General features: G+C 65.2%; 18 protein-coding genes. 11 read left to right on the forward strand and 7 right to left on the reverse strand.

Annotation, left to right across the window (positions count from 1 at the left end):
* Nucleotides 1-13: 13 nt before the first annotated feature.
* A complete protein-coding gene (locus ABFK29_RS11110; RefSeq protein WP_005857958.1) occupies nt 14-2,311 on the forward strand; it encodes a hybrid sensor histidine kinase/response regulator in 2,298 nt (765 codons plus the stop codon).
* A 39-nt stretch (nt 2,312-2,350) separates the two neighbouring features.
* On the opposite strand, the gene ABFK29_RS11115 is transcribed toward ABFK29_RS11110, so the two are convergent.
* The gene (locus ABFK29_RS11115; RefSeq protein WP_005857960.1) at nt 2,351-2,944 is read right to left on the reverse strand and encodes a hypothetical protein; all 594 of its coding nucleotides are present in this window, start codon (nt 2,942-2,944) and stop codon (nt 2,351-2,353) included.
* 172 nt (nt 2,945-3,116) lie between these two features.
* Between ABFK29_RS11115 and recA the strand changes: the two genes are divergently transcribed.
* From recA to ABFK29_RS11145, 6 genes are all read left to right on the forward strand, one after another.
* The gene (recA, locus tag ABFK29_RS11120) at nt 3,117-4,190 is read left to right on the forward strand and encodes a recombinase RecA (protein WP_040604384.1); all 1,074 of its coding nucleotides are present in this window, start codon (nt 3,117-3,119) and stop codon (nt 4,188-4,190) included.
* Nucleotides 4,191-4,763: 573 nt separating this feature from the next.
* The gene (gene alaS, locus ABFK29_RS11125; RefSeq protein WP_005857967.1) at nt 4,764-7,436 is read left to right on the forward strand and encodes an alanine--tRNA ligase; all 2,673 of its coding nucleotides are present in this window, start codon (nt 4,764-4,766) and stop codon (nt 7,434-7,436) included.
* Between the two features lie 94 nt (nt 7,437-7,530).
* Entirely contained in the window at nt 7,531-7,818 is a 288-nt protein-coding gene (locus tag ABFK29_RS11130) for a DUF1330 domain-containing protein (protein WP_005857969.1), read from the forward strand.
* Nucleotides 7,815-8,282, forward strand: a complete 468-nt coding sequence (locus ABFK29_RS11135) for an MOSC domain-containing protein (protein WP_005857971.1) — start codon at nt 7,815-7,817, stop codon at nt 8,280-8,282. The genes ABFK29_RS11130 and ABFK29_RS11135 overlap by 4 nt, the downstream gene beginning before the upstream one ends.
* 367 nt (nt 8,283-8,649) lie before the next feature.
* Nucleotides 8,650-8,919, forward strand: a complete 270-nt coding sequence (locus tag ABFK29_RS11140) for a hypothetical protein (protein WP_005857973.1) — start codon at nt 8,650-8,652, stop codon at nt 8,917-8,919.
* A 175-nt stretch (nt 8,920-9,094) separates the two neighbouring features.
* Complete coding sequence (locus tag ABFK29_RS11145; protein WP_347099558.1) at nt 9,095-9,466, forward strand: hypothetical protein; 372 nt, start codon at nt 9,095-9,097, stop codon at nt 9,464-9,466.
* 131 nt (nt 9,467-9,597) lie between these two features.
* On the opposite strand, the gene typA is transcribed toward ABFK29_RS11145, so the two are convergent.
* Nucleotides 9,598-11,415, reverse strand: a complete 1,818-nt coding sequence (gene typA / locus ABFK29_RS11150; protein ID WP_005857975.1) for a translational GTPase TypA — start codon at nt 11,413-11,415, stop codon at nt 9,598-9,600.
* A gap of 339 nt (nt 11,416-11,754) precedes the next feature.
* On the opposite strand from typA, the gene ABFK29_RS11155 reads away from it, so the two are divergent.
* Entirely contained in the window at nt 11,755-12,342 is a 588-nt protein-coding gene (locus ABFK29_RS11155; protein WP_040604385.1) for an outer membrane protein, read from the forward strand.
* A gap of 79 nt (nt 12,343-12,421) precedes the next feature.
* Here the strand turns inward: ABFK29_RS11155 and ABFK29_RS11160 are convergent, their stop codons facing one another.
* Both ABFK29_RS11160 and ABFK29_RS11165 read right to left on the reverse strand, forming a co-directional pair.
* Nucleotides 12,422-12,751: a DMT family transporter gene (locus ABFK29_RS11160; protein WP_005857978.1), complete on the reverse strand. Its 330-nt coding sequence runs from the start codon at nt 12,749-12,751 to the stop codon at nt 12,422-12,424.
* 51 nt (nt 12,752-12,802) lie between these two features.
* Nucleotides 12,803-14,344: a trimethylamine methyltransferase family protein gene (locus ABFK29_RS11165; protein WP_005857980.1), complete on the reverse strand. Its 1,542-nt coding sequence runs from the start codon at nt 14,342-14,344 to the stop codon at nt 12,803-12,805.
* A 220-nt stretch (nt 14,345-14,564) separates the two neighbouring features.
* Between ABFK29_RS11165 and ABFK29_RS11170 the strand changes: the two genes are divergently transcribed.
* Entirely contained in the window at nt 14,565-15,134 is a 570-nt protein-coding gene (locus tag ABFK29_RS11170) for a PDC sensor domain-containing protein (protein ID WP_005857982.1), read from the forward strand.
* 77 nt (nt 15,135-15,211) lie between these two features.
* Nucleotides 15,212-16,945, forward strand: a complete 1,734-nt coding sequence (locus tag ABFK29_RS11175) for a methyl-accepting chemotaxis protein (protein ID WP_050772388.1) — start codon at nt 15,212-15,214, stop codon at nt 16,943-16,945.
* A 118-nt stretch (nt 16,946-17,063) separates the two neighbouring features.
* On the opposite strand, the gene ABFK29_RS11180 is transcribed toward ABFK29_RS11175, so the two are convergent.
* Nucleotides 17,064-20,480, reverse strand: a complete 3,417-nt coding sequence (locus tag ABFK29_RS11180; RefSeq protein WP_005857986.1) for an indolepyruvate ferredoxin oxidoreductase family protein — start codon at nt 20,478-20,480, stop codon at nt 17,064-17,066.
* Between the two features lie 124 nt (nt 20,481-20,604).
* Here ABFK29_RS11180 and ABFK29_RS11185 point away from each other — a divergent pair, with 124 nt between their 5' ends.
* Nucleotides 20,605-21,078, forward strand: a complete 474-nt coding sequence (locus ABFK29_RS11185; RefSeq protein WP_005857987.1) for an Lrp/AsnC family transcriptional regulator — start codon at nt 20,605-20,607, stop codon at nt 21,076-21,078.
* A 168-nt stretch (nt 21,079-21,246) separates the two neighbouring features.
* Here the strand turns inward: ABFK29_RS11185 and ABFK29_RS11190 are convergent, their stop codons facing one another.
* Nucleotides 21,247-22,539 (reverse strand): PQQ-dependent sugar dehydrogenase, encoded by a 1,293-nt coding sequence (locus ABFK29_RS11190; protein WP_005857988.1) that lies wholly within the window; start codon nt 22,537-22,539, stop codon nt 21,247-21,249.
* A gap of 154 nt (nt 22,540-22,693) precedes the next feature.
* A complete protein-coding gene (gene htpX, locus ABFK29_RS11195; RefSeq protein WP_005857989.1) occupies nt 22,694-23,617 on the reverse strand; it encodes a zinc metalloprotease HtpX in 924 nt (307 codons plus the stop codon).
* Nucleotides 23,618-23,946: the final 329 nt, after the last annotated feature.

The following is a 23,946-nucleotide window of genomic DNA, read 5'->3' on the forward strand; positions in this document are numbered from 1 at the left end:
GCGAAAGCCAGTTGTGGAGGACGTCATCGCCCGTTCCGGCAACAAGTTGCATAGGCTGAGCCCGATTATCGGGGCGGTGATCCTTATCGCCATTGCGGCCCTTGCGCTTTGGGTTTCGCAATGGGCAAGCGCGCAAGAGGTGCAAGTGGCCGCCCTTGCCGTGACATGTGCCCTGTCCGGTGTGGCGCTGATCTGGCTGACCCTGGACCTCTACCAGTCCGGCCGGAACCGCCGCATGCTGGCGCGTCTTGCCGAATTCACGGAGACGGAGCCGGGCTTCTGCTTCATTTGCGACGACAGCGGCGAACTGCGGCACGCCAACGCCGCCGCCCGCAGCCGTTTCCAGCCCGCGAAGGGAGAGGCGCTGTCACAACTGCTTCGCGACGTCTTCGCGAGCAGCGAGGGCATCCTCTACCGGCTTTGGCAGAAGAGCCTGACAAACGGCTTCGCCATGGAAGATGTGACCAGTCACTCCGAAGGATTTCGCATATACGTCAAACGGTTCTCTCGCGAGGCGGTGCTTTGGCGGCTGGAATCGGAGGCGCAGCGCAGCGCCGGAACGATGCGCAGCGATCTGGCCCTGATGTCGCTGGGCCGGAACGGTGCCGTGCTTTACATGAACGCCGCCGCGCGCAGTCTTGTCGGCGGACGGGCGAAGCGGCTTGAAGATGTGTTCGTCGATCTGCCATTGCGGTCAGGCGGCGTGCACCACCTCAGCAATGCGGACGGTGAACAACGGGTGCTGGTGCAGTCCACCGATATCGGGGCGGGGCGGATCGAACTGGTGCTCTCTCCCATCGCGGCAGAGGCTGAGCCGGAAGACAGCGTCGGCACCTTCGACGGCTTGCCCGTGCCCCTCCTGAAGGTGTCTCCCGACGGGGCCATCCTGCGGGCCAACCCGGAAGCGCGGCGGATGCTCGATCTGGGCAGCACGACGGCGCCCGGCCAGCTTGCCGAACACATGGAAGGGCTGGGCCGCGCCATCAAGGACTGGTTGCAGGAGGCGGCGGACGGACGCGGCCTGCACCGGTCGGAGTTTCTGCGCCTGACCCGCGCGGACCGCGAGGTCTTTGTCCAGGTGACGCTCAACCGCGTGACCGAGGACGGCGAGAAGCGGCTGGTCGCGGTCCTGAACGACGCGACAGAGCTCAAGACGCTCGAAGCGCAATTCGTGCAAAGCCAGAAGATGCAGGCCATCGGCCAGCTTGCGGGCGGTGTTGCGCATGACTTCAACAACCTTCTGACAGCGATTTCAGGGCATTGCGACCTGTTGCTCTTGCGCCATGACCAGGGCGATCCGGATTATGGCGACCTCGTGCAGATCAACCAGAACGCCAACCGCGCGGCGGCGCTGGTGGGGCAGTTGCTTGCATTCTCGCGCAAGCAGACGATGCAGCCCGAAGTGCTGGACCTGCGGGACACGCTGTCGGACCTCGCGCATCTTCTGAACCGGCTGGTGGGCGAGAAGGTGCGCCTGACGCTGCGCCACGATCCGGCGCTGCCGCCGGTCCGGGGCGACCGCAGGCAGCTTGAGCAGGTGATGATGAACCTCGTGGTGAACGCTCGCGACGCGATGCCCGAAGGCGGAGAGATCCTGGTCGAGACAGAGCGCCGCCTGCTGCGTGAACCGTTGAAGCGCGACCGCGCGGTGGTGGCTCCGGGCACCTATGTGTCTGTCCGGGTGATCGACGAGGGCGTGGGTATCCCCGCCGACAAGCTGCAGAAAGTGTTCGAGCCGTTCTTTACCACGAAGCGGACGGGTGAAGGCACGGGGCTGGGCCTGTCCACGGTTTACGGCATCGTCAAGCAGACCGGCGGCTTCATCTTCGTGGACAGTGTGGTCGGGCAGGGCACCTGCTTTACCCTGATGCTGCCCGCCCATGACGTCGTTGCGGAAAAGGCGCTGCCGGCGGCGGTCAAAGACGAATCGCGCCTGCCGCAGAAGGGGTCGGGCGTGGTGTTGCTGGTCGAGGACGAAGCGCCGGTGCGCGCCTTCGCGGCCCGCGCCCTCCGTCTGCGCGGCTACACGGTGATCGAGGCCGAGACGGCGGAAGATGCGCTGCGGACGCTGGACGACGACAAGCTGGCCGTCGACATCTTCGTGACCGACGTGGTGATGCCGGGCATGGACGGGCCGACATGGGTGCGCAAGGCGCGCGAAAGCCGCCCCGACACGCGGGTCGTATTCGTCTCGGGCTATGCGGAGGATGCCTTTGGTGAAGGGTCTGAGGCGATCCCGAACTCCGTCTTCCTGCCCAAGCCATTTTCGCTGTCGGAACTGACAGAGACGGTGCACGAGCAGTTGAACTGACGTCGGCAAGTCGCTGATCGGCCGGACAAACCCTTGCCGTCAGATCGCGCGTTCCCAGACATCGAAATCCTCGGCGCATTTGCGGCGCAGCTTTTCCTCGGTCGCGGCGGAGAGATCGGTGTCGCGCCGCGGCGACACGTTTTCGCGCGGAAGATCCAGCGTGACGCCCAGACGGTCCTCCAGAAAGCCGATCAGACCGGACTGATTCTCGTACTTGAAAAGATGCGTGACCGACACGCCGTTCGGGCGCGGCTCCACGAACTTGGCCTGGCTGCCGACATTGGCGAAGGGCGGGCGGTCGCCCTGCGCGTAGGCCTGGCAGAAATCGTCGAAGGTCATGTCGCGGGTCGAGGTGGGCCTGCCGTCTAGGAACCCGCGCTGCCGATAGCGATACCACGACCCGAGCCATGAAATCGGTTCCCGGATGACCGCCAGAAGCTCCATGTCCGCGCCGCCGACCTTCTCGAACATCGGGCGGAAGAAGCGGTTGTAGCGGTAGACAGGGGCGTGTTTCAGTTCTGGCGGGTCGGACACGACCATCGACGCCAGCGGCCCAAGCGCCGTCGCATAGGCCGACGTCCCGGTCTTCGGCACCGCCAGCATCACCAGTCGTTGCTTCCAGAACACCAGCATTCGCGTAAGTCTCTCAGTTTGCTCAACGTTCTTTTAACCCTGAGAACGCAAGCTGCGGAAGGAAAGAAATGACTTGTAATGTTCTGCCTTTGTGCTCATGTTCACGAGAACAAGAGGCGAACGAAAGCAGCGATTGCCGCGCCGCAGTGCGTGTGGAATAAGGAGCCAAAGAATGGCAACGGCAGATCTTCTCAGTATGGACAGCAAGCGCAACGCGGACAAGCAGAAGGCGCTGGACAGCGCCCTGGCCCAGATCGAACGGCAGTTCGGCAAGGGTTCGATCATGAAGCTGGGCGGCGAGAACGCGATCAAGGATATCGAGGCGACCTCGACCGGTTCCCTTGGTCTCGACATCGCGCTGGGGATCGGCGGTCTGCCCAAGGGCCGGATCATCGAGATCTACGGCCCGGAATCGTCGGGCAAGACAACCCTGACGCTGCACGTCGTGGCCGAGGAACAGAAGAAGGGCGGCGTCTGCGCCTTTGTGGACGCGGAACACGCGCTCGATCCGCAGTATGCGCGCAAGCTGGGCGTCGATCTGGACGAGCTGCTGATTTCGCAGCCCGACACCGGCGAACAGGCGCTTGAGATCACCGACACGCTGGTGCGGTCCGGGGCGGTCAGCCTCGTGGTCGTCGACTCGGTCGCGGCGCTGACGCCGAAGTCCGAGCTTGAGGGCGACATGGGCGACAGCTCTGTCGGCGTGCACGCCCGCCTGATGAGCCAGGCGATGCGCAAGCTGACCGCGTCGATCAGCCGGTCGAACTGCATGGTGATCTTCATCAACCAGATCCGCATGAAGATCGGCGTCATGTTCGGCTCGCCCGAAACCACGACCGGCGGCAATGCGCTGAAATTCTATTCCTCCGTGCGGCTCGACATCCGCCGTATCGGTGCGATCAAGGACCGGGACGAGGTGGTCGGCAACCAGACCCGCGTGAAGGTGGTGAAGAACAAGGTCGCACCGCCGTTCAAGCAGGTCGAATTCGACATCATGTACGGCGAGGGCATCTCCAAGATGGGTGAGCTTCTGGACCTCGGCGTGAAGGCCGGTGTCGTGGACAAGTCCGGGGCCTGGTTCTCCTACGGGGATGAACGCATCGGGCAGGGCCGCGAGAACGCCAAGAACTACCTACGTGAAAACAGCCGTGTCGCGCTGGAGATCGAGGACAAGATCCGCGCAGCGCACGGGCTGGAGTTCCACATGCCGGAAGATGATCCGGACATGGTCGATGACGACGAATAGTTACTCCAGACCAAGGGGTTAGGTTCGTCTCTGAAAGTCAATCGAGGGCGTCCTGCGGGGCGCCCTTTGTCGTGCCGAACGCCTGCACCTTTACCCGAAGGGGCCCCGATGGCCGCCCCGGTCCGACCGATTGACATGTGGGTGTCGGGACCGGACAAGAGCTCCTCCCGCCAGGAAAGGCGCGGCCCGCCGCGTCGCACATCTGGAACAGCCCGAAAGAGACGCGACCACGGCCATCCGGATTGGAAGCGGAGAAAGAGGTGGAAACCCTTTTCAGCATGATCCTCGCGGCCGCTTTTCGCTAGCGCGTCTTCCTTCGGCGGCCTTGGCGGCACAAACCACGTGATATGTCGTCGCCCGAGCGGCCGATGGAACCGCCCCGACGCGGCCACTGGATGGGTCGGCAGCTTTGCCATCGACGGGATCGTGCGCACCAGCCGCGAATACCATGTCATGGCGAAGCGACGGCATATCTCAAAGGCAGGACCGAACCCTTTGTTGCCATGGACAGATGCGCACACGGCAGATACATCAGGCCACTAGACCTGATAGCCCGCAAAGAGGCCCCGAGACATGGCAAGCCTGAACGACATCCGTTCCACATTTCTGAACTACTTCGAGAAGCAGGGGCACCAGATCGTCCCGTCCAGCCCGCTCGTGCCGCGCAACGATCCGACGCTTATGTTCGTCAACTCGGGGATGGTGCAGTTCAAGAACCGCTTCACCGGCGTCGAGAAGGGCGACTACGACCGCGCGACGACCGCGCAGAAATGCGTCCGCGCGGGTGGCAAGCACAACGATCTGGACAACGTCGGTTACACCGCGCGGCACCATACGTTCTTTGAAATGCTCGGGAATTTCTCGTTCGGCGACTATTTCAAGTCCGAGGCGATCCCCTTTGCCTACGAGCTGATCACGCGCGAATTCGGGATCGACAAGAACCGGATCTACACCACCGTCTATCACACCGACGACGAAGCTTTCGAGATCTGGAAGAAAGTCGGCGTGCCGGAGGACCGGATCATCCGGATCGCGACGTCGGACAACTTCTGGCAAATGGGCCCCACCGGGCCTTGCGGTCCCTGCACGGAGATCTTCTACGACCACGGGCCTGAGGTCTGGGGCGGCCCTCCGGGATCGCCGGAAGAGGACGGCGACCGCTTCATCGAGATCTGGAACGTCGTCTTCATGCAGAACGAGCAGTTCGAGGACGGCTCGATGAAGGCGCTGGACATGCAGTCGATCGACACCGGCATGGGGCTGGAGCGGATCGGCGCGCTGTTGCAGGGCAAACACGACAACTACGATACCGACCTGATGCGCTCGCTGATTGAGGCATCCGCCCAGGCCACCTCTGTCGATCCGGACGGGCCGGGCAAGATGCACCACCGGGTGATCGCCGACCACCTGCGCTCGACCTCCTTCCTGATCGCGGACGGGGTGATGCCGTCCAACGACGGGCGCGGTTATGTGCTGCGCCGGATCATGCGCCGCGCCATGCGCCACGCCCACCTGCTGGGCGCGCAGGATCCGCTGATGCACCGACTGGTCCCCGCGCTTGTCCGCCAGATGGGCACTGCCTACCCGGAATTGTCGCGCGGCCAGGCAATGATCGAAGAGACTCTGCTGAGCGAAGAGACCCGCTTCAAGCAGACGCTCGATCGCGGGCTGAAACTGCTGGACGAGGAACTGTCGGGCCTTGGCGATGACGCGGCTTTGCCCGGCGAGACCGCGTTCAAACTGTATGACACCTTCGGTTTCCCTCTCGACCTGACGCAGGACGCGCTGCGCGAAAAGGGCCGGTCGGTCGATATCGAAGGCTTCGACGCCGCCATGGCCGAACAGAAGGCGCGCGCCCGGGCAGCGTGGTCCGGTTCGGGCGATGCGGCGGACACGGCTGTCTGGTACGACATCGCCGAGACCCATGGCGCGACCGACTTCCTCGGCTATGACACGGAGCAGGCAGAGGGCCAGGTCCTGGCGCTGGTCAAGGATGGCGCGCTGGTCACGTCACTGGCTGAAGGCGAAAAGGGCTGGATCGTCCTTAACCAGACTCCTTTCTACGGCGAAAGCGGCGGTCAGGTGGGCGACACCGGCTGGCTGCGGCGCCTCGAAGACGAGCACGAGATCGCGACCGTCGAGGACACCCAGAAAATGGGCGGTGGCAAGGTCTTCGCCCACCTCGTTAAGGTGAACAAGGGGACGTTCGCCAAGGGCGACGCGCTGGCGTTGGAGGTCGATCATGGCCGCCGCTCCTCTATCCGGGCGAACCACTCTGCCACTCACCTCCTGCACGAGGCGCTGCGCGAAGCGCTTGGCGATCACGTCGCACAGCGCGGGTCACTCAACGCGCCGGATCGCCTGCGGTTCGACTTCAGCCACGGCAAGGCGCTTTCCGCGTCCGAAATCAAGAATGTGGAACGCGACGTGAACGCGTACATCCGGCAGAACACGCCGGTGTCGACGCGCCTCATGACACCGGACGACGCGCGCGCCATCGGGGCGCAGGCGCTGTTCGGCGAGAAGTACGGCGACGAGGTTCGCGTGGTCTCGATGGGCGCAAAGCCCGGTTCCGGCAAGGGGGCCGACGGCGCCACCTATTCGCTGGAATTGTGCGGCGGCACGCACGTCCGTCAGACCGGCGACATCGGCGCCTTCGTCTGCCTAGGTGACAGCGCGTCTTCGGCCGGCGTGCGCCGTATCGAGGCGCTCACCGGGCAGCTCGCGCTCGACCACCTGGCACAGCAGGGCCAGACGCTGGCCGCCGTCGCGGCCGAGATGAAAGCACCGGCCTCGGAAGTCCCGGCCCGCGTCCGCACCCTGCTGGAGGAACGCCGCAAGCTCGAAAGCGAGGTGGCGAGCCTGCGTCGCGAACTGGCCATGTCCGGTGGCGGGCAAGGCGCGGGTCCCGAAGCCGAAGAGATCGGCGGCGTGAAGTTCCTGGCCCAGGTGCTGACCGGCGTGACCGGCAAGGACCTGCCGCCGCTGATCGACGAGCACAAGTCCCGGCTCGGCTCCGGTGCGGTGCTGCTGATCGCCGACGCCGGGGGCAAGGCTGCCGTGGCCGCAGGCGTCACCGATGACCTGAAGGGCACGCTCTCGGCTGTCGATCTGGTAAAAGCCGCGGTGCCGGAGCTGGGCGGCAAGGGGGGCGGCGGACGTCCCGACATGGCCCAGGGCGGCGGCGCCTCGGTCGCGAATGCCGAGGCCGCGATTGCGGCGGCACGGGCCGTGATTGCAGGATGACGCACGGCCCGGGGTTGACCCCGGGGCGGCAGACCGTTTCAAACCAGATGGCCCCGGACACCCGCCGGGGCCAGTTCTTTTTGGAGGAAATGAGATGCCAGCACTCTGGATCGCGCATGTCTCGGTGACCGACGCCGAGGCCTACGGAAAATACGCCGAACTGGCGGGACCCGCCATCGCCGCCCACGGCGGAGAATTCATCGCGCGCGGAGGGCGTTACGTGCAGCTCGAAGGCCGCGACCGACCGCGCAATGTGGTCGCGCGCTTTGCCAGCGTCGAGGCAGCGGTGGAGTGCTACAACTCGGACGCCTACCAGGCGGCGCTGGAACACGCACGTGGCGCCTCCGAACGCGACCTCATGGTGGTCGAGATCACCGAGTGATCCCGCTGGCGGAGCTTCGCCGCAGCTTTGCCGGGCCGGGGCGGATCGACTGGATCGGTCTCCGCCCTGCGCGCCTTGCGCCGTCGCTGTCCGTTTCGCGCTGTACCGTTTCGGAGAACGGTCTGGACGGCGACCATGGGCGCGGCGGCAAACGCGCCGTCACGCTGATCCAGGCCGAACACATCCCTGTCATCGCGGCCCTCTGCGGGCAGGAGGTCACGGCGGCCATGCTGCGTCGCAACCTTGTCGTCTCCGGGCTCAACCTGACGGCCGCGCGGGAATTCGGACTGAAGATCGGCGAGGTCGTGCTGGAGATCACCGCACCCTGCGCCCCGTGCTCGCGGATGGAAACCGTTCTGGGGCAGGGCGGCTACACCGCGATGCGTGGCCACGGCGGGTGGTGCGCCAAAGTGCTCGTATCCGGCGAAATTGAAGTTGGTCACAGGGTTATCCACAGCTCTTGATCCCTGTTCGGCGCCTTCCCGCCCGAAATTTACCGCAGTGTGAGCGATGGTTTGCCATAGGCGGATTCCGGCCTTTGGCCCGTCTTTGAGACGTGGCTGATTCGAGGGAAACTGAGATTATTGCGCAGTTATCCACAGTAACCTTTTCTGAATCTGGAATTGTTTCCGCTAATGAAAGCGCCCAAGGCGTGCCAACATCGCGAAACCGTTGCAAAAATATGGCACTCAGGCCACAGATTCCCGATTTTCCGGGGGAATCCGGGGGTCTAGGTCAAATTTGCTGCGGCAAGTACGGAATTCCTGTCGCGCCACCTGAATTTCTTTGGCTAAGGTTCTCTCACCTACAATTTTTCTTGGGAGAAAGATCATGAAAAAAGTTCTTGCTGGCGCCGCTGTTCTTGCAGCTCTCGCAGCTCCGGCCTTCGCTTGGGAAGGTCAGGTCGTGGCGTGCTACGACAAAGTCTGGGTCCCCGCCAAGTACAACACCTCCAAGACCCTGATCATGGCAGCTCACACCGAGTGGGAGCACGCAGCCAACGGTCAGATGGTGCAGATGCACTACCCGGCGGTCTACAAGGAGAACAAGACGCTGGCAGCCCCCGGTCACTACGTGGCCGTGAAGACCGCCTGCAAGTAATCCTCCTCTGAGGTAAGAAATCGAAGGGCGTGGGGTGCTGCCAACCCGCGCCCTTTTTGCTTGCCGTGGCCTTTGTGTTTCTGGCCCGGAAATTCTCCGGACACGGCCTGTGGAAAACTTGCCAACGCGCCGGAAATATTGAAGAGTCCCGGGCAGGGCTGAAACAGGGGGCAACATGGGACGCGTCTTGGCGTGGACAATGGCATTGGCGTGTCTTGCCAATTCCTCCGCAGCGGCGGCGGATATCGACGGGCTGCCCGGTCCGCGCTGCTACAAGAAAATCAGCGTCGAGGCGAAATACGACTATTCCCGGCGTCTCGTTCGCAAGGCACGTCTCGTGCATGACGAGAACGACAAGGGGCAGATCACCATGACGCATTACCCGGCGATCTACATCGAGGAAAAGACCCTCATCGCACCGGCCTATGTGCTGCTCAGGGAAGTCAACTGCACGAAGCGCGTCCTGCGCAGGGCAGAGCCGCTGCCATCGGGAGAATGCGTTCAGACACGCGGCTGCGAAGAGCTGGAACCCGTGTCCGCCGACTGAAGCCGCGCCACCGTCCCAAAACGAAAAAGGCCGGTGCGTCCCGGCCCTTTCCTTCATCTTGGCGAAAATACCTTCGGGGGTCCGGGGGTGAAACCCCCGGCGGGTCGCCCTCGCAAGAGGGCGAAACCCGTTCAGGCAGAGCGCGACGCCCGCTTGCGCTCATGCGGGTCGAGGAAGCGCTTGCGCAGCCGTACGGCATTCGGTGTGACCTCAACCAGCTCGTCGTCGTTGATGTAGGCGATGGCCTCTTCCAGCGACAGGGACATGGGCGTCGTCAGGCGCACGGCCTCGTCGGTGCCCGACGCCCGCACGTTGGTCAGCTTCTTGCCCTTCAGCGGGTTCACTTCCAGGTCGTTGTCGCGGGAATGCTCGCCGATGATCATGCCGGTGTAGACCGGGGACTGTGCGCCGATCATCATCTTGCCGCGATCTTCCAGGTTCCACAGCGCGTAGGCCACGGCCTCGCCGCTCTCCATCGAGATCAGCACGCCCTGGCGGCGGCCCGGGATGGCGCCCTTGTGCGGCGTCCAGCCGTGGAACACGCGGTTCAGCACGCCGGTGCCGCGGGTGTCGGTCAGGAACTCGCCGTGGTAGCCGATCAGGCCGCGCGAGGGGACATGCGCGATGATCCGGGTCTTGCCCGCACCGGCGGGACGCATCTCCACCAACTCGCCCTTCCGCACGCCGGTGATCTTCTCGATCACCGCGCCCGAGTACTCGTCGTCCACGTCGATTGTCGCTTCCTCGACGGGCTCCATGAGCTCGCCGTCGACCTCTTTCATGATCACCTGCGGGCGCGAGATCGACAGTTCGAATCCTTCGCGGCGCATGTTCTCGATCAGCACGCCCATCTGCAGTTCGCCGCGGCCGGACACCTCGAAGGCCTCGCCGCCGGGGGTGTCCTTGATCCGGATGGCGACGTTGGTCTCCGCCTCCTTGTACAGGCGGTCGCGGATCACGCGGGACTGCACCTTCTTGCCGTCACGACCGGCGAGCGGGCTGTCGTTGATCCCGAAGGTCACGGTGATCGTCGGCGGGTCGATGGGTTGGGCTTCCAGCGGTTGGTCCACCGCAAGCGCGCACAGCGTATCCGCCACGGTGGTCTTGGTCATGCCTGCGACCGACACGATGTCACCGGCAAAGGCCTCGTCGATGTCCTGCAACTGCAACCCGCGGAATGCCTGGATCTTGGTGACACGGAACTGCTCGATCTTCTGGCCAATGCGGCTGATCGACTGGATCGTCTGGCCGACCTTGACGTGGCCGGATTCGATCCGCCCGGTCAGCAGGCGGCCGACGAAAGGGTCGGCGCCCAGCGTGACGGCCAGCATACGGAAATCGTCGTCCACCAGCTTGACCTGCTTCGGGGCAGGGACGTGGTCGACGATCAGGCGGAACAGCGCGTCGAGGTTCTTGCGCGGGCCGTCCAGTTCCGTGTCGCACCAGCCCGAGCGGCCGGAGGCATAAAGGTGTGGGAAGTCGAGCTGGTCCTCATCGGCGTCGAGGGCCGAGAACAGGTCGAAGACTTCGTCCAGTGCGCGATCCGGCTCCGCGTCGGGCTTGTCGACCTTGTTCAGAACCACGATGGGCCGAAGGCCCAGGGCCAGCGCCTTGGAGGTCACGAACTTGGTCTGCGGCATCGGGCCTTCGGCCGCGTCCACCAGCAGCACCACGCCGTCGACCATCGACAGGATGCGTTCCACCTCGGCGCCGAAGTCGGCGTGGCCGGGGGTGTCCACGATATTGATCCGCGTGCCCTTCCATTCGACGGACGTCGCCTTGGCAAGGATGGTGATCCCTCGTTCGCGTTCGAGGTCGTTCGAGTCCATGGCCCTCTCGGCCACGGCCTGGTTGGCGCGGAAGGCGCCGGATTGCTTCAGCAGTTCGTCGACGAGGGTCGTCTTGCCGTGGTCGACGTGCGCGATGATCGCGACGTTGCGCAATTGCATGTCTGTTTCCTCTTGTCCGGATTGCCGCCCGCGTAGCGACAGTCGGGCCAAAACACCAGTGCCAATCGGTCGCAAACCCCCCTGTTGCATGGATGTGACGGATCACACCTCACGTTTTCGCGCGCGGAACAGGCGGGGATTGGCCGGGTGCATTCACGTCATCGGCACCGATTGGCCAAGAATGGCCAGACGACGGAAATCGCACACGAAATCGGGAACGGAAACGGGGGGTAGAGCCGTTGAAAGGGCACACGAGATGGCCACATGGCTGTCGAGCGCCCGAGCAGACCGGCCGAAAAACCGGAACGAGGCGTGAAAACAAAAGAAAGGACGAAGGAAATGAAAAAGCACATCCTGACCATGACCGTCGCGATCGCAGCACTGGGCACCGCCGCTTCCGCAGGCAGCCTCGATGTCACTCCGGTCGAGCCGGCCCCAATGACGCCGGTCGAAGTCGTTCCGGCCGCTCCGGTCGGCAACTGGACAGGTGGCTATACCGGTCTCAGCCTCGGCGGCGCACAGGCGTCTTCCGGCGGTTCCGAAGAGAGCGGCATGATCTACGGCCTGCACGGCGGCTACGACTACCAGTTCGGCAACGGCATCGTGCTGGGCGGTGAAGCCGAGTTCCAGGGCAACAACGACCTGAGCGTCAACGGTTTCGACGTGGACAACGTGTCCCGCGCCAAGGCCCGCATGGGTTACGATCTCGGCCAGGCGCTGGTGTACGGCACCGCCGGTGTGTCCAAGGTGAACACCAGCATCGGCGAGGCGACCTCGCCGGTCTACGGCCTCGGCATGGAGTACAAAGTGACCGACAAGTTCAGCGTCGGCGCGGAATACCTGAACGAGGACTTCCAAGACCTCGGCTCCACCAACACCGACCTGCAGCAGGACAGCCTCTCGCTGCGCGGCAACTTCCGTTTCTGATCGCGGTCCCGTCTGTTGACGATGCGCCCCGGGCCGAATGGTCCGGGGCGTTTTCGTTTGCACGGTGGGACAGGGGCGTTCAGTGCGGCGACGCGCGCGAGAACAGGTGGATCACCACGATCCCGGCCAGGATCATGCCCATGCCCAGCACGGCCGCGAGGTCGAGCTTCTGGCCAAAGACCACCCGGCCGATGACCGCGATCAACACGATGCCCAGCCCGGACCAGATCGCGTAGGTGACACCCACGGGCATGACCTTCAGCACCATGCTCAGCAGGTAGAACGCCGCGGCGTAGGCCACGGCCACCACGACCGAAGGCATGGGACGCGTGAATTGCTGGCTGGCCTGCAGCGCGGTGGTGCCGATGGTTTCGGCCACCACGGCGAGGATGAGGATGAGATAGGGCATGAGGCGACTCCCGCTTGGCTCCGGCCCGGTCTACGTGCCGGGGCCGTGGGGTCAATACGCCGGTAGGTGGATCGGGAACCGCGCCCGGATATCGCGATCCAGATCGACGCGGAAGCGGGCGGCGGAGGGTATGGACAGGATCATCTCCTTGCGGCGTGTCGCGGCGTCTTGCAGGTCCGGCTTGTCGCGTTCTTCCCACTCCTTGGGCGACATGCGGTTGCCGAGCGACGGGTAGACGTGGTCCTTCTGCATCCGTCCCAGCGTCTGGTCGGTGCCAAGGTAGTGCCCCGGACCGTTCAGGCAGAAGTCCCGCATCTCGGCCAGCGCAAGGGTGTCGTCATCGACCTCGATCCCGCGCACGCAGCGCAGCGCCTGTCCGACAAGGTCGTCGCCGAGGATCAGGCTCTCGTGGCAGAACCCCAGAAGGGAGGCGTGCATGCCCGCCGCCTCGTAGATCATGTTCACGCCCGCAAGCCCGGCCATGACGTTGGAGCACATTTGCTCCCACCCGGCCTGCATGTCGGGCAGCTTTGAATCCGACGCGCCGCCCGCCGAGCCCCCGGGCAGACCATAGAACCGTGCCATCTGACCGCAGCCCGCCGTCAGCAAGGCCTGCTCTCCGGAGCCCACGCTCATCGCACCCGTCCTGAGGTCCAGCCCGAAAGGCCAGGTTCCGAAGATCGCCGGATGCCCCGGTGCCAGCGCGTTGACATAGACCACGCCCGCGAGACACTCGGCCACCGACTGCACGATGGCCCCGGCGATGGTCGAGGGCGCCGTCGCTCCGGCCATGCCCGCGCTGAGCAGGAGCACCGGCATGCCGCCGCGGATGCAGGCCTCCATCGTCTGGCAGCTTTCCGTGGCGAAGCGCATCGGCGGGACGACGAAACAGTTGGAGTTCGACACGAAGGGCCGCGCGCGCCACGCCGCCTCTCCACCCGCGATCAGGTGCAGCAGCTCAAACGCCGTGTCGACATGCGACGGGTCGGAGAAGGAAGTCCCGACGTGTTTCGTCGTGCCCGAACAGCAGGCGTACAGCGTGTTCAGGTCCATCTCCAGCGCATCTGGGATGTCCCGGGCCACCATGGGGCGCTGCAGGAAGTGCAGGTTGTCCAGCGCGTCGACGATATGCGCCGCATCGTGCAGGTCCTGAACCGTGCTCTCTCGGTATGACCGGCCCGCCGGATCGACCATGTGCACGGCGGCGCCCGCGGTGCCGTAGTGCACGCGGCTGCCCGAGAGGTCGAGGTCGTGATCCGCGTCGCGTCCGTGAAGCGTGATGTTCCGGGCTGCCCTGGCCAGCATGTCCTCGACAAGCGCGGTCGAAAAGCGCAGACGGCCGTCATCCCCAAGCCGGGCCCCCGCCGCAACCATCGTTTTCACCCCGCTCTCGGGCGCGCCGGAAAGGCCGATATCTTCCAGAGCCGTCAGTGCCGCGCGGTGAATGCGCAGCACCTCCGCGTCGCTCAACGGGTTGTAGCGCCCGCCGGTCAGCCCGGCGCGCACCGGCCGCAAGTCGTGCGCCAGGGCGGCGGATCTGGCAGCGACACGGGCACGGCGACCACCGCCCCGCCGGGTAAGAGGCGCGTTCATCTCGAAAGGTCTCCGTCTGGCTGGTCTGCTACGGACATGCCGCGATGCTGGCCGCTTTGGCGCCGTGCCGTCTGCGCCGAATGCGACATCGCGTCGTTTTCGGCGAGGGCCGGGCAAGGGTCGCGAAAATTGACCGGAAAACGGGTGCGTGCCTTTACGGACTGGTTGCTTTCACGGTCGTAGGCTGCGCGCCACCAGACACAGATACCGGAGAGACCCGATGCGCTCAGCACTCATCACAGCCATGTTCGGCCTGTCGGCCACACTGGCCTTCGCGGCAGAGCCGGAGGCCAACGTGCAGGCCTTCATTGACACGCAAATCGCGCCGTGGGCGCAGGACCCGGCGATCCTTTCGGCGGTGGCGGCACAAAATGCGCATACGGCGGACTACGACGCCGCCATGATCGAGGCCATGGACCAGACATGGCGGGCCGAGGTCGGCACCGGTGCGTCCGAACTGGTGGACGGGGTCCTGATGAACCCGGCGTCCGACCTCCTGCGCGCCCGGGTGGCGGAATCGGGCGGCATGATGACCGAAGTGTTCGTGATGGATGCCCAAGGACTGAACGTCGCCGCCTCGCAGGCCACCTCCGACTACTGGCAGGGGGACGAGGACAAGTACCAGCAGACCTACAGCGTGGGTTCTGGCGCGGTGCATGTCTCGGAGATCGAGTTCGACGAATCCAGCCAGACCTACCAGGTGCAGGTCTCCATCACCCTCAGCGACCCGGACACCGGCGCCCCGATCGGCGCCATGACCATCGGAATCGACGCCGAAGCGCTGATGTAAGCCTCCGCCAGCCAAATCGACGCGCGGTGGGCCCACCCGCCGCGCGGAAAAATCGGGAAAAACCTGAGAGAAATGCGATGTCCGAGCAACAAGCTTCAGACGGCCGACAGGCCGGTGCCCGCCACTCCATCTTCGTCCGCTGTGCCGCGATCATGGCGTTGACCACCGTCGTCGTCGCGGGTGTTCTGTCCGTCAATGCCATGCGCCTTCTCGAACGGATGGCTGTCGCCGAAGTGAACGTTCAGGGGGAACGCGCCGCCGTCAAGGCAGCCGAAGACCTGGCCAAGCCGTTGCGGTTCAATGTGGCGGACAAGATCGGCGAACTTGCGACCCAAGCTTTCGAGAGCGTCGGCGACAGCGCCGGTGCCGCCGTGGTGTTCGGCGCCGAAGGGGACATGGTGGTGGAAATTGGCATTCAGGACGATCAGGCCGCTCTGTCGGAGCTCGTTGCGGATGTCCTCGAGTCCGGGACGGTTTCGACGGCGGACGGCGGACGCGTGCGGGCGGTCCCGATCATGGCCGGTGCCGATGGCCCGGTGATCGGTGTCTTCGGGTTAACGGTCTCCTACGACGCGAAGATGCAAGAAGTCTGGACCCTGGCGCGCTGGATGTTCGTTCTGGCTGCGGTCACTTTCGTAGTGATGATGTCCTTGACGCTCTACCTGCTGTCCCGCGCTCTGGGCCGACCGCTGAAAGCGCTCTCCTCGGCGGTCTCGGATGTGGCTGAGGGTATCTACGACACGCAGCACGGCATGAGCGGACGCAAGGACGAGATCGGCGGCATTGCCCGTAACCTTGACAGTCTGCTGGAGGTGTTGCGCGCCGGACGTGCCGCAGAGGAAAGCCGCGCGGAAAAGATGGCGTCGCAGATCCGGGTCGTGGAAGAACTGGGGCAGGCGCTGGACAGCCTCGCCCACGGGATGCTGCACCGCCGGATAGAGATGGAATTCCCCAAAGAATACACGTCTCTGCGCGACAATTACAATCGCGCGGTCGACCGGCTGCGCGAGGTTGTGGAAGAGGTGAAGGAGGGCGCCCAAAGCATTCTGGGAAGCTCTGACCGGATCGCCTCCGCCTCGGGCGAACTGTCGCGCCGGACAGAGACACAGGCCGCGACCCTCGAGCAAAGCGCCGCCGCGATGGAGGAGATGCTGAACAGCGTGCGATCCGCGGCGAAGAACGCCTCGGACGCCAATGCGACCGCGCACAGCACCCGCGAGATCGCCGAACGCAATGGCGAAGTGATGAAATCCGCGGTCGGCGCCATGGGCGAGATCGAGAAGAGTTCCGGCAAGATTTCGGAGATCACCACCGTCATCGACGACATTGCCTTCCAGACCAACCTCCTTGCCCTGAACGCGGGAGTGGAGGCCGCGCGGGCCGGGGAAGCGGGCAAGGGCTTTGCCGTGGTGGCCTCAGAGGTGCAGGGCCTTGCTCAGCGAAGCGCGGAAGCCGCCCAGCAGATCAAGGACCTGATCCAGGGATCCGGCGAACGTGTCCGCGACGGCGTGCGGCTGGTGGAGGCGGCGGGCACCGCCCTGCAGGACGTCCTCGACAAGGTGGCCGACATGTCCCGCATGGTGGAGGGGATCGCCTCCAGCGCCGACGATCAGGCGCAGGGCCTGAACGAGATCAACACCGGCATCGCCAATCTTGATCGCGTGACCCAGCAGAACGCCGCGATGGTCGAGCAGTCGACTGCCGCCGCGCGGATGCTGAACAGCGACGCCGACAGCCTTAACGACCTCGTCTCGCGGTTCGCGACCCGGCCGGAGGAGCCCGTCGAGACGAAAACCGGCAAGGCCGCCTGACGGGGCCGTGCCGCCAGCACTTAAAAAAGAGGGCTGCGTTCTTGCCGCAGGGCAGGGGATCAACGCGCGCAACCGCCGTGACGGGCGCCGTGGCGGGAGGTTATCCGATCGCCTGCGGTCACAGACCCCGTTTGTCGAGGGCTTCGGCGACATCCGCACGGACGCGGTCCACCGCCGCCTCCTTCACCGGCCCAAAGCCACGGATCTCCATGACCATGGCTGCAATCTCCGCCGCGTCTTCGACTGTATCGGGGCCGAGCCCGGCGATCAGCCGGTCCAGAAGCGCCGTGTATTCGCCGATCAGGGCGCGCTCCATGCGCCGTTCGCGCGTATGGCCGAAGGGGTCGAGCGCCGTGCCACGCAAGCGTTTCATGCGCGCCAACTGGCGGAACACGGGCCCGATCCACGGTCCGAAACTGCGCTTGAGCGGGCGTCCCCGGGCATCCTTGCCCGGCAGCATGGGCGGCGCGAGGTGGTGCTTTACGACAAGGTCGCCGTCGAAACGGTCCTTCAGCCCCTCGGCAAATCCCGTCTGGCTGTGCAGGCGGGCGACTTCATATTCGTCCTTGTAGGACATGAGCTTGAAAAGCCCCTTCAGCGCGGCCTCCGTCAACGGGCCGGGCGCGCCGCAGGCGGCGGTCTCTGCGGCGCGCACCCGGTCGATCACGCCGCGATACCGATTGGCCCAGGCGGCATTCTGATAGTCCGTCAGGAAGGCCGCACGGCGGTCGATCATCTCGTCCAGCGTCATCACCGGCGCGGCGGTCAACCCGGCGGCGGACTCCGCTCCGGACCGGTCGGTCGCCACGATCCGCCCCCAGGCAAAGGCGCGCTTGTTGAGGTCGGGCTTGACGCCGTTCAGTTCGATGGCGCGCATCAGCGCCTCGTGGGACAGCGGTACGAGGCCTGCCTGCCATGCCGCGCCCAGCATCATCACGTTGGCAAAGACCGTGTCCCCCAGAAGCGCCTCTGACAGTGCGTTGGCATCGAGTGTCTTCAGGCGGCGCGCGTCGACGGCCTGGGCAATCGCCGACAACCGCTGCCCCGCGTTCAGGTCCGCGTCGCGGTTCTGTACGAGGTCGCCGGTCGGCATCACGGCCGTGTTCACCACGGCACGGGTGCCGGCGTGGAAGGTATGCGACGCCTTGGGGGAGGAACTGACCACCATGTCGCATCCGATCAGCGCGTCGGCAGAGGCGGGCTCTACCCGCACCTGGTTCACGGCCTCTGTCGTCTTTGCCATGCGGATGTAGCTGATGACGGGGCCGAATTTCTGCGCGAATCCCATGAAGTCCAGCACCGACGCGCCCTTGCCTTCGAGATTGGCGGCCATGGCGATCACCTGGCCCACCGTCACCACGCCCGTGCCGCCCACGCCGGTGACGACGATGTCCCAGGGCCGGTCCAGCGCGGGCGCCTCCGGGTCCGTCAATTTTTCCGACAATCGGTCGAAGGCCGCATCCCCCGCGCCCTTGCCGCGCTTCAGCGTCGCGCCTTCGACGGTCACGAAGCTGGGGCAAAAGCCGTTCAGGCAGGTGAAGTCCTTGTTGCAGGTGTTGAGGTTGATCTTGCGTTTGCGGCCGAATTCCGTCTCCAGCGGCTCGACGCTCAGGCAGTTGCTTTCCACCGAACAGTCGCCGCAGCCCTCGCATACCAGCGGGTTGATGACGGCGAAGCGTTTGGGATCGTCCATGAGGCCGCGTTTGCGCAGACGGCGTTTCTCGGTCGCGCAGGTCTGCTGGTAGATCAGCACGGTGGTGCCGGGGATCTCGCGCAGCTCACGCTGGACGCGGTCCAGGTCGCGCCGGTGGAAGGCGCTCACACCGGAAATGCGCGGCAGACCGTCCGGCTCATCGCTGACCAGGACGACCTTTTTCGCCCCCTCGGCCAGCACCGACCGGGCTATCGCCTCGACCGAGATCGGCCCGTCCACCTGTTGCCCGCCGGTCATCGCAACCGCGTCGTTGAACAGGATCTTGAAGGTGATGTTGGTGCCCGCCGCAATCGCCTGCCGCACGGCCAGCGACCCGGAGTGATAATAGGTCCCTTCGCCGAGGTTCTGGAACACGTGCCGGTTGCCGTTGAATTTCGACCGCGCCACCCAGTTCACCCCTTCGCCGCCCATCTGGATCAGCGAAGTGGTGTTGCGGCCCATCCAGGAGGCCATGAAGTGGCACCCGATCCCGGCAAAGGCCTGAGAGCCTTCGGGCACCTTGGTGGAGGTGTTGTGCGGACAACCCGAACAGAAGTAGGGCGTGCGGGTCGCGCCCTCGACATGGATCGGATGCGGCGTGTCGGTCGCATGAGCCGCGCGGTCCCGCAGGTCGGCGATGCCGTTGCGTTCCAGCCGGTCGGCGATGTGCCGCGCCAGCATCACCGGGCCAAGCTCTTGCGTCCAGGGGATCAGCCGCTGCCCGGTCTCGTCGCGTTTGCCCACCATGCGGCGCGGTTTGCGACCGGGGAAGTCGTAGAAGTACTCCTTGAGCTGGCTCTCGATGATGCCGCGCTTTTCCTCGACCACCAGAAGCTCGTCCTTTTCGTGGGCAAACTCCAGCGCGCCATCGTGCTCCAGCGGCCAGACCATGCCGACCTTGTAGAGGTCGATGCCCAGCTCTGTGGCGCGCGCCCGGTCGATGCCCAGAAGGCGCAGCGCCTCCAGCACGTCGAGATGGGATTTCCCGGTGGTGACGATGCCGAAGCGGGCAGGGTGGCCCCATTCGGAGCGGTCTATCGGATTGGCGCGGGCAAAGGCCATCACGGCGTTCTTCTTGTGCTCCAGCCGCGCCTCGATCTGCGGTCCGGGCAGGTCGGGCCACCGGTAGTGCAGGCCGTCGGCGGGGGGCGTGAAGTCCGGCGTGACAAAGGTGCGGTCCGGCGTCAGTTCGAAGGACATGCCGGATTCAACCGTCTCGGAGATGGCCTTGAAGCCCACCCACATGCCGGAGAACCGCGACAGCGCGTAGCCCCATTCGGCGAACGGCAGGAATTCTGCCACGTTGGCGGGGTTCAGCGTCGGCATGAAGAAATTCATGAAGGCGACATCCGACTGGTGCGACATCGACGAGGACACACAGCCATGATCGTCGCCCGCCACAACCAGCACGCCACCGTTTGGCGAGGACCCGTAGGCGTTGCCGTGCTTCAGCGCGTCACCCGCGCGGTCGACGCCCGGCCCCTTGCCGTACCACAGGCCGAAGACGGCGAGACATTCCTTGTCGGGATCGGTTTCCACCTGCTGGGTGCCGATCATCTGCGTCGCGCCGAATTCCTCGTTCACGGCGGGCAGGAAGGTCACGCCCGCGTCGCGCACGATGTCGGCGTTGCGCCCGATCTCCAGGTCGATCCCCCCCACCGGAGAGCCGCGATAGCCAGAGATGTATCCCCGTGTGTCGAGCCCGCGCGCCCGGTCGCGGCGCGCCTGGTCCAGCGCGATACGCACGATGGCCTGCGTGCCTGTCATGAACACCCGGCCCTCGGTCCGCGTGTAACGGTCGCTCAGGGCGTAATCCTTCAGGATCGGCGTCTGGTCTGTCATCGGTCTCCTCCCGGTGCGGACATGTGTCGCTTGGGGGAGATGATACGCGGTTTCGGCTGAAAAGGGCTTTCAACGCACCGGCGATGCGGGTCCAATATGAGCGATTCATTTCACGAGGGGCGCGATGATGAACGAAACCGATCTCCTGTCCGCTGTCGAGGCCAAGTTGGTTTCGATGCTTCAACGCGATGCGTCGCTCTCTGTGGCGGATCTGGCCGAGGCGGCGAACAGCTCCGCCGCGACGGTCTGGCGCCGCATCCGCAGCCTGGAGGAGCGCGGCGTGATCGGCCCGCCGGTGCGGCTGGTGGACCCGGCGAAGGTCGGGCGCGGCATGGATGTCTATTGCCAGGTGCGGATGAAGTCTCAGGACGCACAGGCCCGGGCGGCCTTCCAGCAGGCGGTCGACGACGAACCCGCGATCATGGAGGTCTATTCGGTCACCGGCGAATGGGACTACATGCTGCACATGGTCGTCCGCGACATCGCCGATTTCGAGGACATCCTGATGCGCCGCCTGCTGGAGCTCGACTGCGTGGCGGGCACATCGACGATCTTCGCCCTCCGGCGGATCAAGCACACGCGACAGGTGCCTGTCTGATTGCCGAAAGTCGGGCTGCACGGCCCGCCCGGTGTCCAAGTGGCGGGACAAAGAGAGCGTCGCATCGGGTTGACGCGGTGCCTGCCCGGCGCATTGATGCCCGCGGCAGTCACCGCCCCGGAAAAGGGACGGTGACGACAGCCATCGCGACTGTCCGCGAGACGATCCTCAGTCCGCCGCCGTCACCCGCCAGATGACGTCGCCCACGTCATCCGCCATCAGCAGCGACTTGCGATCGGGTCCGAGCGTGACGCCAACGGGACGCCCGTAGGCCAGCTTCTCGTCCTCCGACAGGAAGCCCGACAGGATGTCGCGCGCCGGGCCGCTCGGCTTGCCGGCCTCGAAGGGGACAAAGATCAGCCGGTAGCCGCTCAGCTTCGACCGGTTCCAAGATCCATGCTGGCCGATGACCATGCCAGCGCCGAAGCCGGGCAGGGTGCCATCGGGCATCCAGCAGAGGCCCAGCGACGCCGTGTGGCCGCCAAGCGCGTAATCGGGCGTGATCGCCTTCGCGACCATCTGCGGATCCTGCGGGACGCGGTCGTCCACCGTCTTGCCCCAATAACAGTAGGGCCAGCCATAGAACCCGCCATCCTCGACGGAAGTTAGATAGTCGGGCGGTGTCTCGTCGCCCAGTCCGTCGCGTTCGTTCACCACGGTCCAGAGCTTGCCCTGCACCGGCTCCCACGCCATGCCGACGGCGTTGCGCAGGCCCGATGCAAAGATGCGCGCCGAGCCGGTGGCCACGTCCATTTCCCAGATCGCCGCCCGGCCTTCTTCTGCCGCCATGCCCTGGTCGCCGATGTTCGACAGCGACCCGACCCCCGCATAGATCTTTGTGCCGTCGGGCGAAACCAGCAGGCTGCGCGTCCAGTGGCCGTGCGGCTTGAAGTCGACCAGCTTTTCTCCGTCGCCCACAAGCGCGTCGTCGCCGTCGGCATAGTCGAAGATCTTTATCCCGTCGGTGTTGCCGAGGTAGAAGCGGTTCCCCACCAGCGCCATGCCGAAGGGCTGGTTCTGGTTCTCGACAAAGACCTTGCGGATCTCCGCCACGCCGTCGCCATCAGTGTCGCGCCACAAAGTGACACGGTTGGCGCTCTTGCCGATCGCCTTTACGCGCCGCATCGTCGCCTGTGCCGCGTGGTCCATCAGCGTCTTCGGCGGCCCCGCCTGTTCCTTCGACTCCGCCACGAGGACATCGCCGTTCGGCAGCACCTCGATCCAGCGCGGATGGTCGAGCCCGGTGGCGAACGCATTGACCTTGAGGCCGGGTGCACATGTCGGCAGGCGGCCGTTATTCCAGCCTTCGGCAACCGGCATCTTCAGCGTCATGATGCCCTGCGCGCGGGCCTCCGGAATCTCGGGCTGCGCGCCGAACGCCTGATGACCCGGAGACCCCATGCGGCGGACAAACGCGACGGTGCCGCCCACCAGGGCGGTGGCTTTTGCAATAAGCTCCATCTGAACCTCTCTGTTTTCCGGCACCTTATCGAAGGCCGAGGCGGAGCGATACCTGCCTTTCCCGGACTGCGGCCGGACTGTCCTGTCTCATGGGACTGCGCGGCCAGCAGGCGCCGCGCCCGCCCGTGTGCGCCTCACCTAGCGCCCGCCGACCTCACGACCACGGGCCTGACCGGTGGCGTGGGCCGGTCTTCGGCACGCGGCTGGTCGAGACAGGCGCCGCCTGCCGCACCCGTCCGCCACCTGTGTGCCCGGCCATCGCGCGCAGGGCGGCGATGCGGTTCTCCGTTGCCGGGTGGGTGGCGAACAGGTTGTCGCGCTTGTGGGCGTGAAGCGGGTTGATGATGAACATGTGCGCCGTCGCCGGGTTCCGCTCGGCCGCGTCGTTGTCGATGCGCGCCGCGCCCACGGCGATCTTCTCCAGCGCCGAAGCCAGCCACAGCGGGTGTCCGCAGATCTCGGCGCCGGCCTTGTCGGCGGCGTATTCCCGCGTCCGGCTGATCGCCATCTGCACAAGGGCCGCGGCCATAGGTGCGAGGAACATCATCAGAAGCGTGCCGATCAGGCCCAGCCTCTCGCGCGAGCCGCCGAAGAACAGCGCGAAGTTCGCCAGCATGGATATCGCCCCGGCGAAGGTCGCCGTCACGGTCATGATCGCCGTGTCGTGGTTGCGGATATGTGCCAGTTCGTGCGCGATCACCCCCGCCAGTTCCTCGCGGCTGAGGCTGCGCACCAGGCCCGAGGTCACCGCCACGGCGGCATTCTGAGGATTGCGCCCGGTGGCGAAGGCATTGGGCTGGGGCGTGTCGATCAGGTAGACCTTGGGCTCCGGCAGACCGGCGTTGCGCGCAAGCTCCGTCGACAGCTCGTGCAGGCCCAACCGGTCGCCGCGCACAACCGGCTGCGCGTTGTGCATCCGCAGGACCATCCGATCCGAGTTCCACCAGGTGAAGACGTTCATCGCCGCCGCGACCAACAACGCGATCAACGCACCGCCCGAGCCGCCGATCAGGTAGCCCACGCTCATGAACAGCGCCGTCATCGCCGCCATGAGCATCGCTGTCTTTACATAGCCCATCCTAGCCTCCGTAACCCGTCCGTGGGGAATGGATGAGATATGGAGCCGGTTCCCCGTCGCGCAAGCATCCAGGATGGCAACGAAGTTCTGAACGGTGGCGGACTGAGACCTCGACCATGCCGCCGTGTCGGTCCTGACGGGAGACCCTGCGGGGCTTCCGCCCAACCGCCACGGCTTCGTCCAGACGCCTTTGACAAGCCATCTCGCCGGTCCGCGAATTCCATGCACCCATGACGATGATTTGACCAAAATAGGCAGGCAACCTTCTTGCGTCAGAGTGTCCCCTCGCATCGCGGGCCAGCATCCGATGCAAACTCTTGCGCTCTCCC

The sequence above is a fragment of the Sagittula stellata E-37 genome (assembly GCF_039724765.1).
In the GTDB taxonomy this organism is placed as follows: Bacteria; Pseudomonadota; Alphaproteobacteria; order Rhodobacterales; family Rhodobacteraceae; genus Sagittula; species Sagittula stellata.

What these genes read in the sequence shown, in the direction of transcription:
- ABFK29_RS11115 (WP_005857960.1), bottom strand. Translation starts at nt 2,944, where the DNA reads ATGCTGGTGTTCTGGAAGCAACGACTGGTGATGCTGGCGGTGCCGAAG.
- recA (WP_040604384.1), top strand. Translation starts at nt 3,117, where the DNA reads ATGGCAACGGCAGATCTTCTCAGTATGGACAGCAAGCGCAACGCGGAC.
- alaS (WP_005857967.1), top strand. Translation starts at nt 4,764, where the DNA reads ATGGCAAGCCTGAACGACATCCGTTCCACATTTCTGAACTACTTCGAG.
- ABFK29_RS11130 (WP_005857969.1), top strand. Translation starts at nt 7,531, where the DNA reads ATGCCAGCACTCTGGATCGCGCATGTCTCGGTGACCGACGCCGAGGCC.
- ABFK29_RS11140 (WP_005857973.1), top strand. Translation starts at nt 8,650, where the DNA reads ATGAAAAAAGTTCTTGCTGGCGCCGCTGTTCTTGCAGCTCTCGCAGCT.
- ABFK29_RS11145 (WP_347099558.1), top strand. Translation starts at nt 9,095, where the DNA reads ATGGGACGCGTCTTGGCGTGGACAATGGCATTGGCGTGTCTTGCCAAT.
- typA (WP_005857975.1), bottom strand. Translation starts at nt 11,415, where the DNA reads ATGCAATTGCGCAACGTCGCGATCATCGCGCACGTCGACCACGGCAAG.
- ABFK29_RS11155 (WP_040604385.1), top strand. Translation starts at nt 11,755, where the DNA reads ATGAAAAAGCACATCCTGACCATGACCGTCGCGATCGCAGCACTGGGC.
- ABFK29_RS11160 (WP_005857978.1), bottom strand. Translation starts at nt 12,751, where the DNA reads ATGCCCTATCTCATCCTCATCCTCGCCGTGGTGGCCGAAACCATCGGC.
- ABFK29_RS11165 (WP_005857980.1), bottom strand. Translation starts at nt 14,344, where the DNA reads ATGAACGCGCCTCTTACCCGGCGGGGCGGTGGTCGCCGTGCCCGTGTC.
- ABFK29_RS11170 (WP_005857982.1), top strand. Translation starts at nt 14,565, where the DNA reads ATGCGCTCAGCACTCATCACAGCCATGTTCGGCCTGTCGGCCACACTG.
- ABFK29_RS11175 (WP_050772388.1), top strand. Translation starts at nt 15,212, where the DNA reads ATGTCCGAGCAACAAGCTTCAGACGGCCGACAGGCCGGTGCCCGCCAC.
- ABFK29_RS11180 (WP_005857986.1), bottom strand. Translation starts at nt 20,480, where the DNA reads ATGACAGACCAGACGCCGATCCTGAAGGATTACGCCCTGAGCGACCGT.
- ABFK29_RS11185 (WP_005857987.1), top strand. Translation starts at nt 20,605, where the DNA reads ATGATGAACGAAACCGATCTCCTGTCCGCTGTCGAGGCCAAGTTGGTT.
- ABFK29_RS11190 (WP_005857988.1), bottom strand. Translation starts at nt 22,539, where the DNA reads ATGGAGCTTATTGCAAAAGCCACCGCCCTGGTGGGCGGCACCGTCGCG.
- htpX (WP_005857989.1), bottom strand. Translation starts at nt 23,617, where the DNA reads ATGGGCTATGTAAAGACAGCGATGCTCATGGCGGCGATGACGGCGCTG.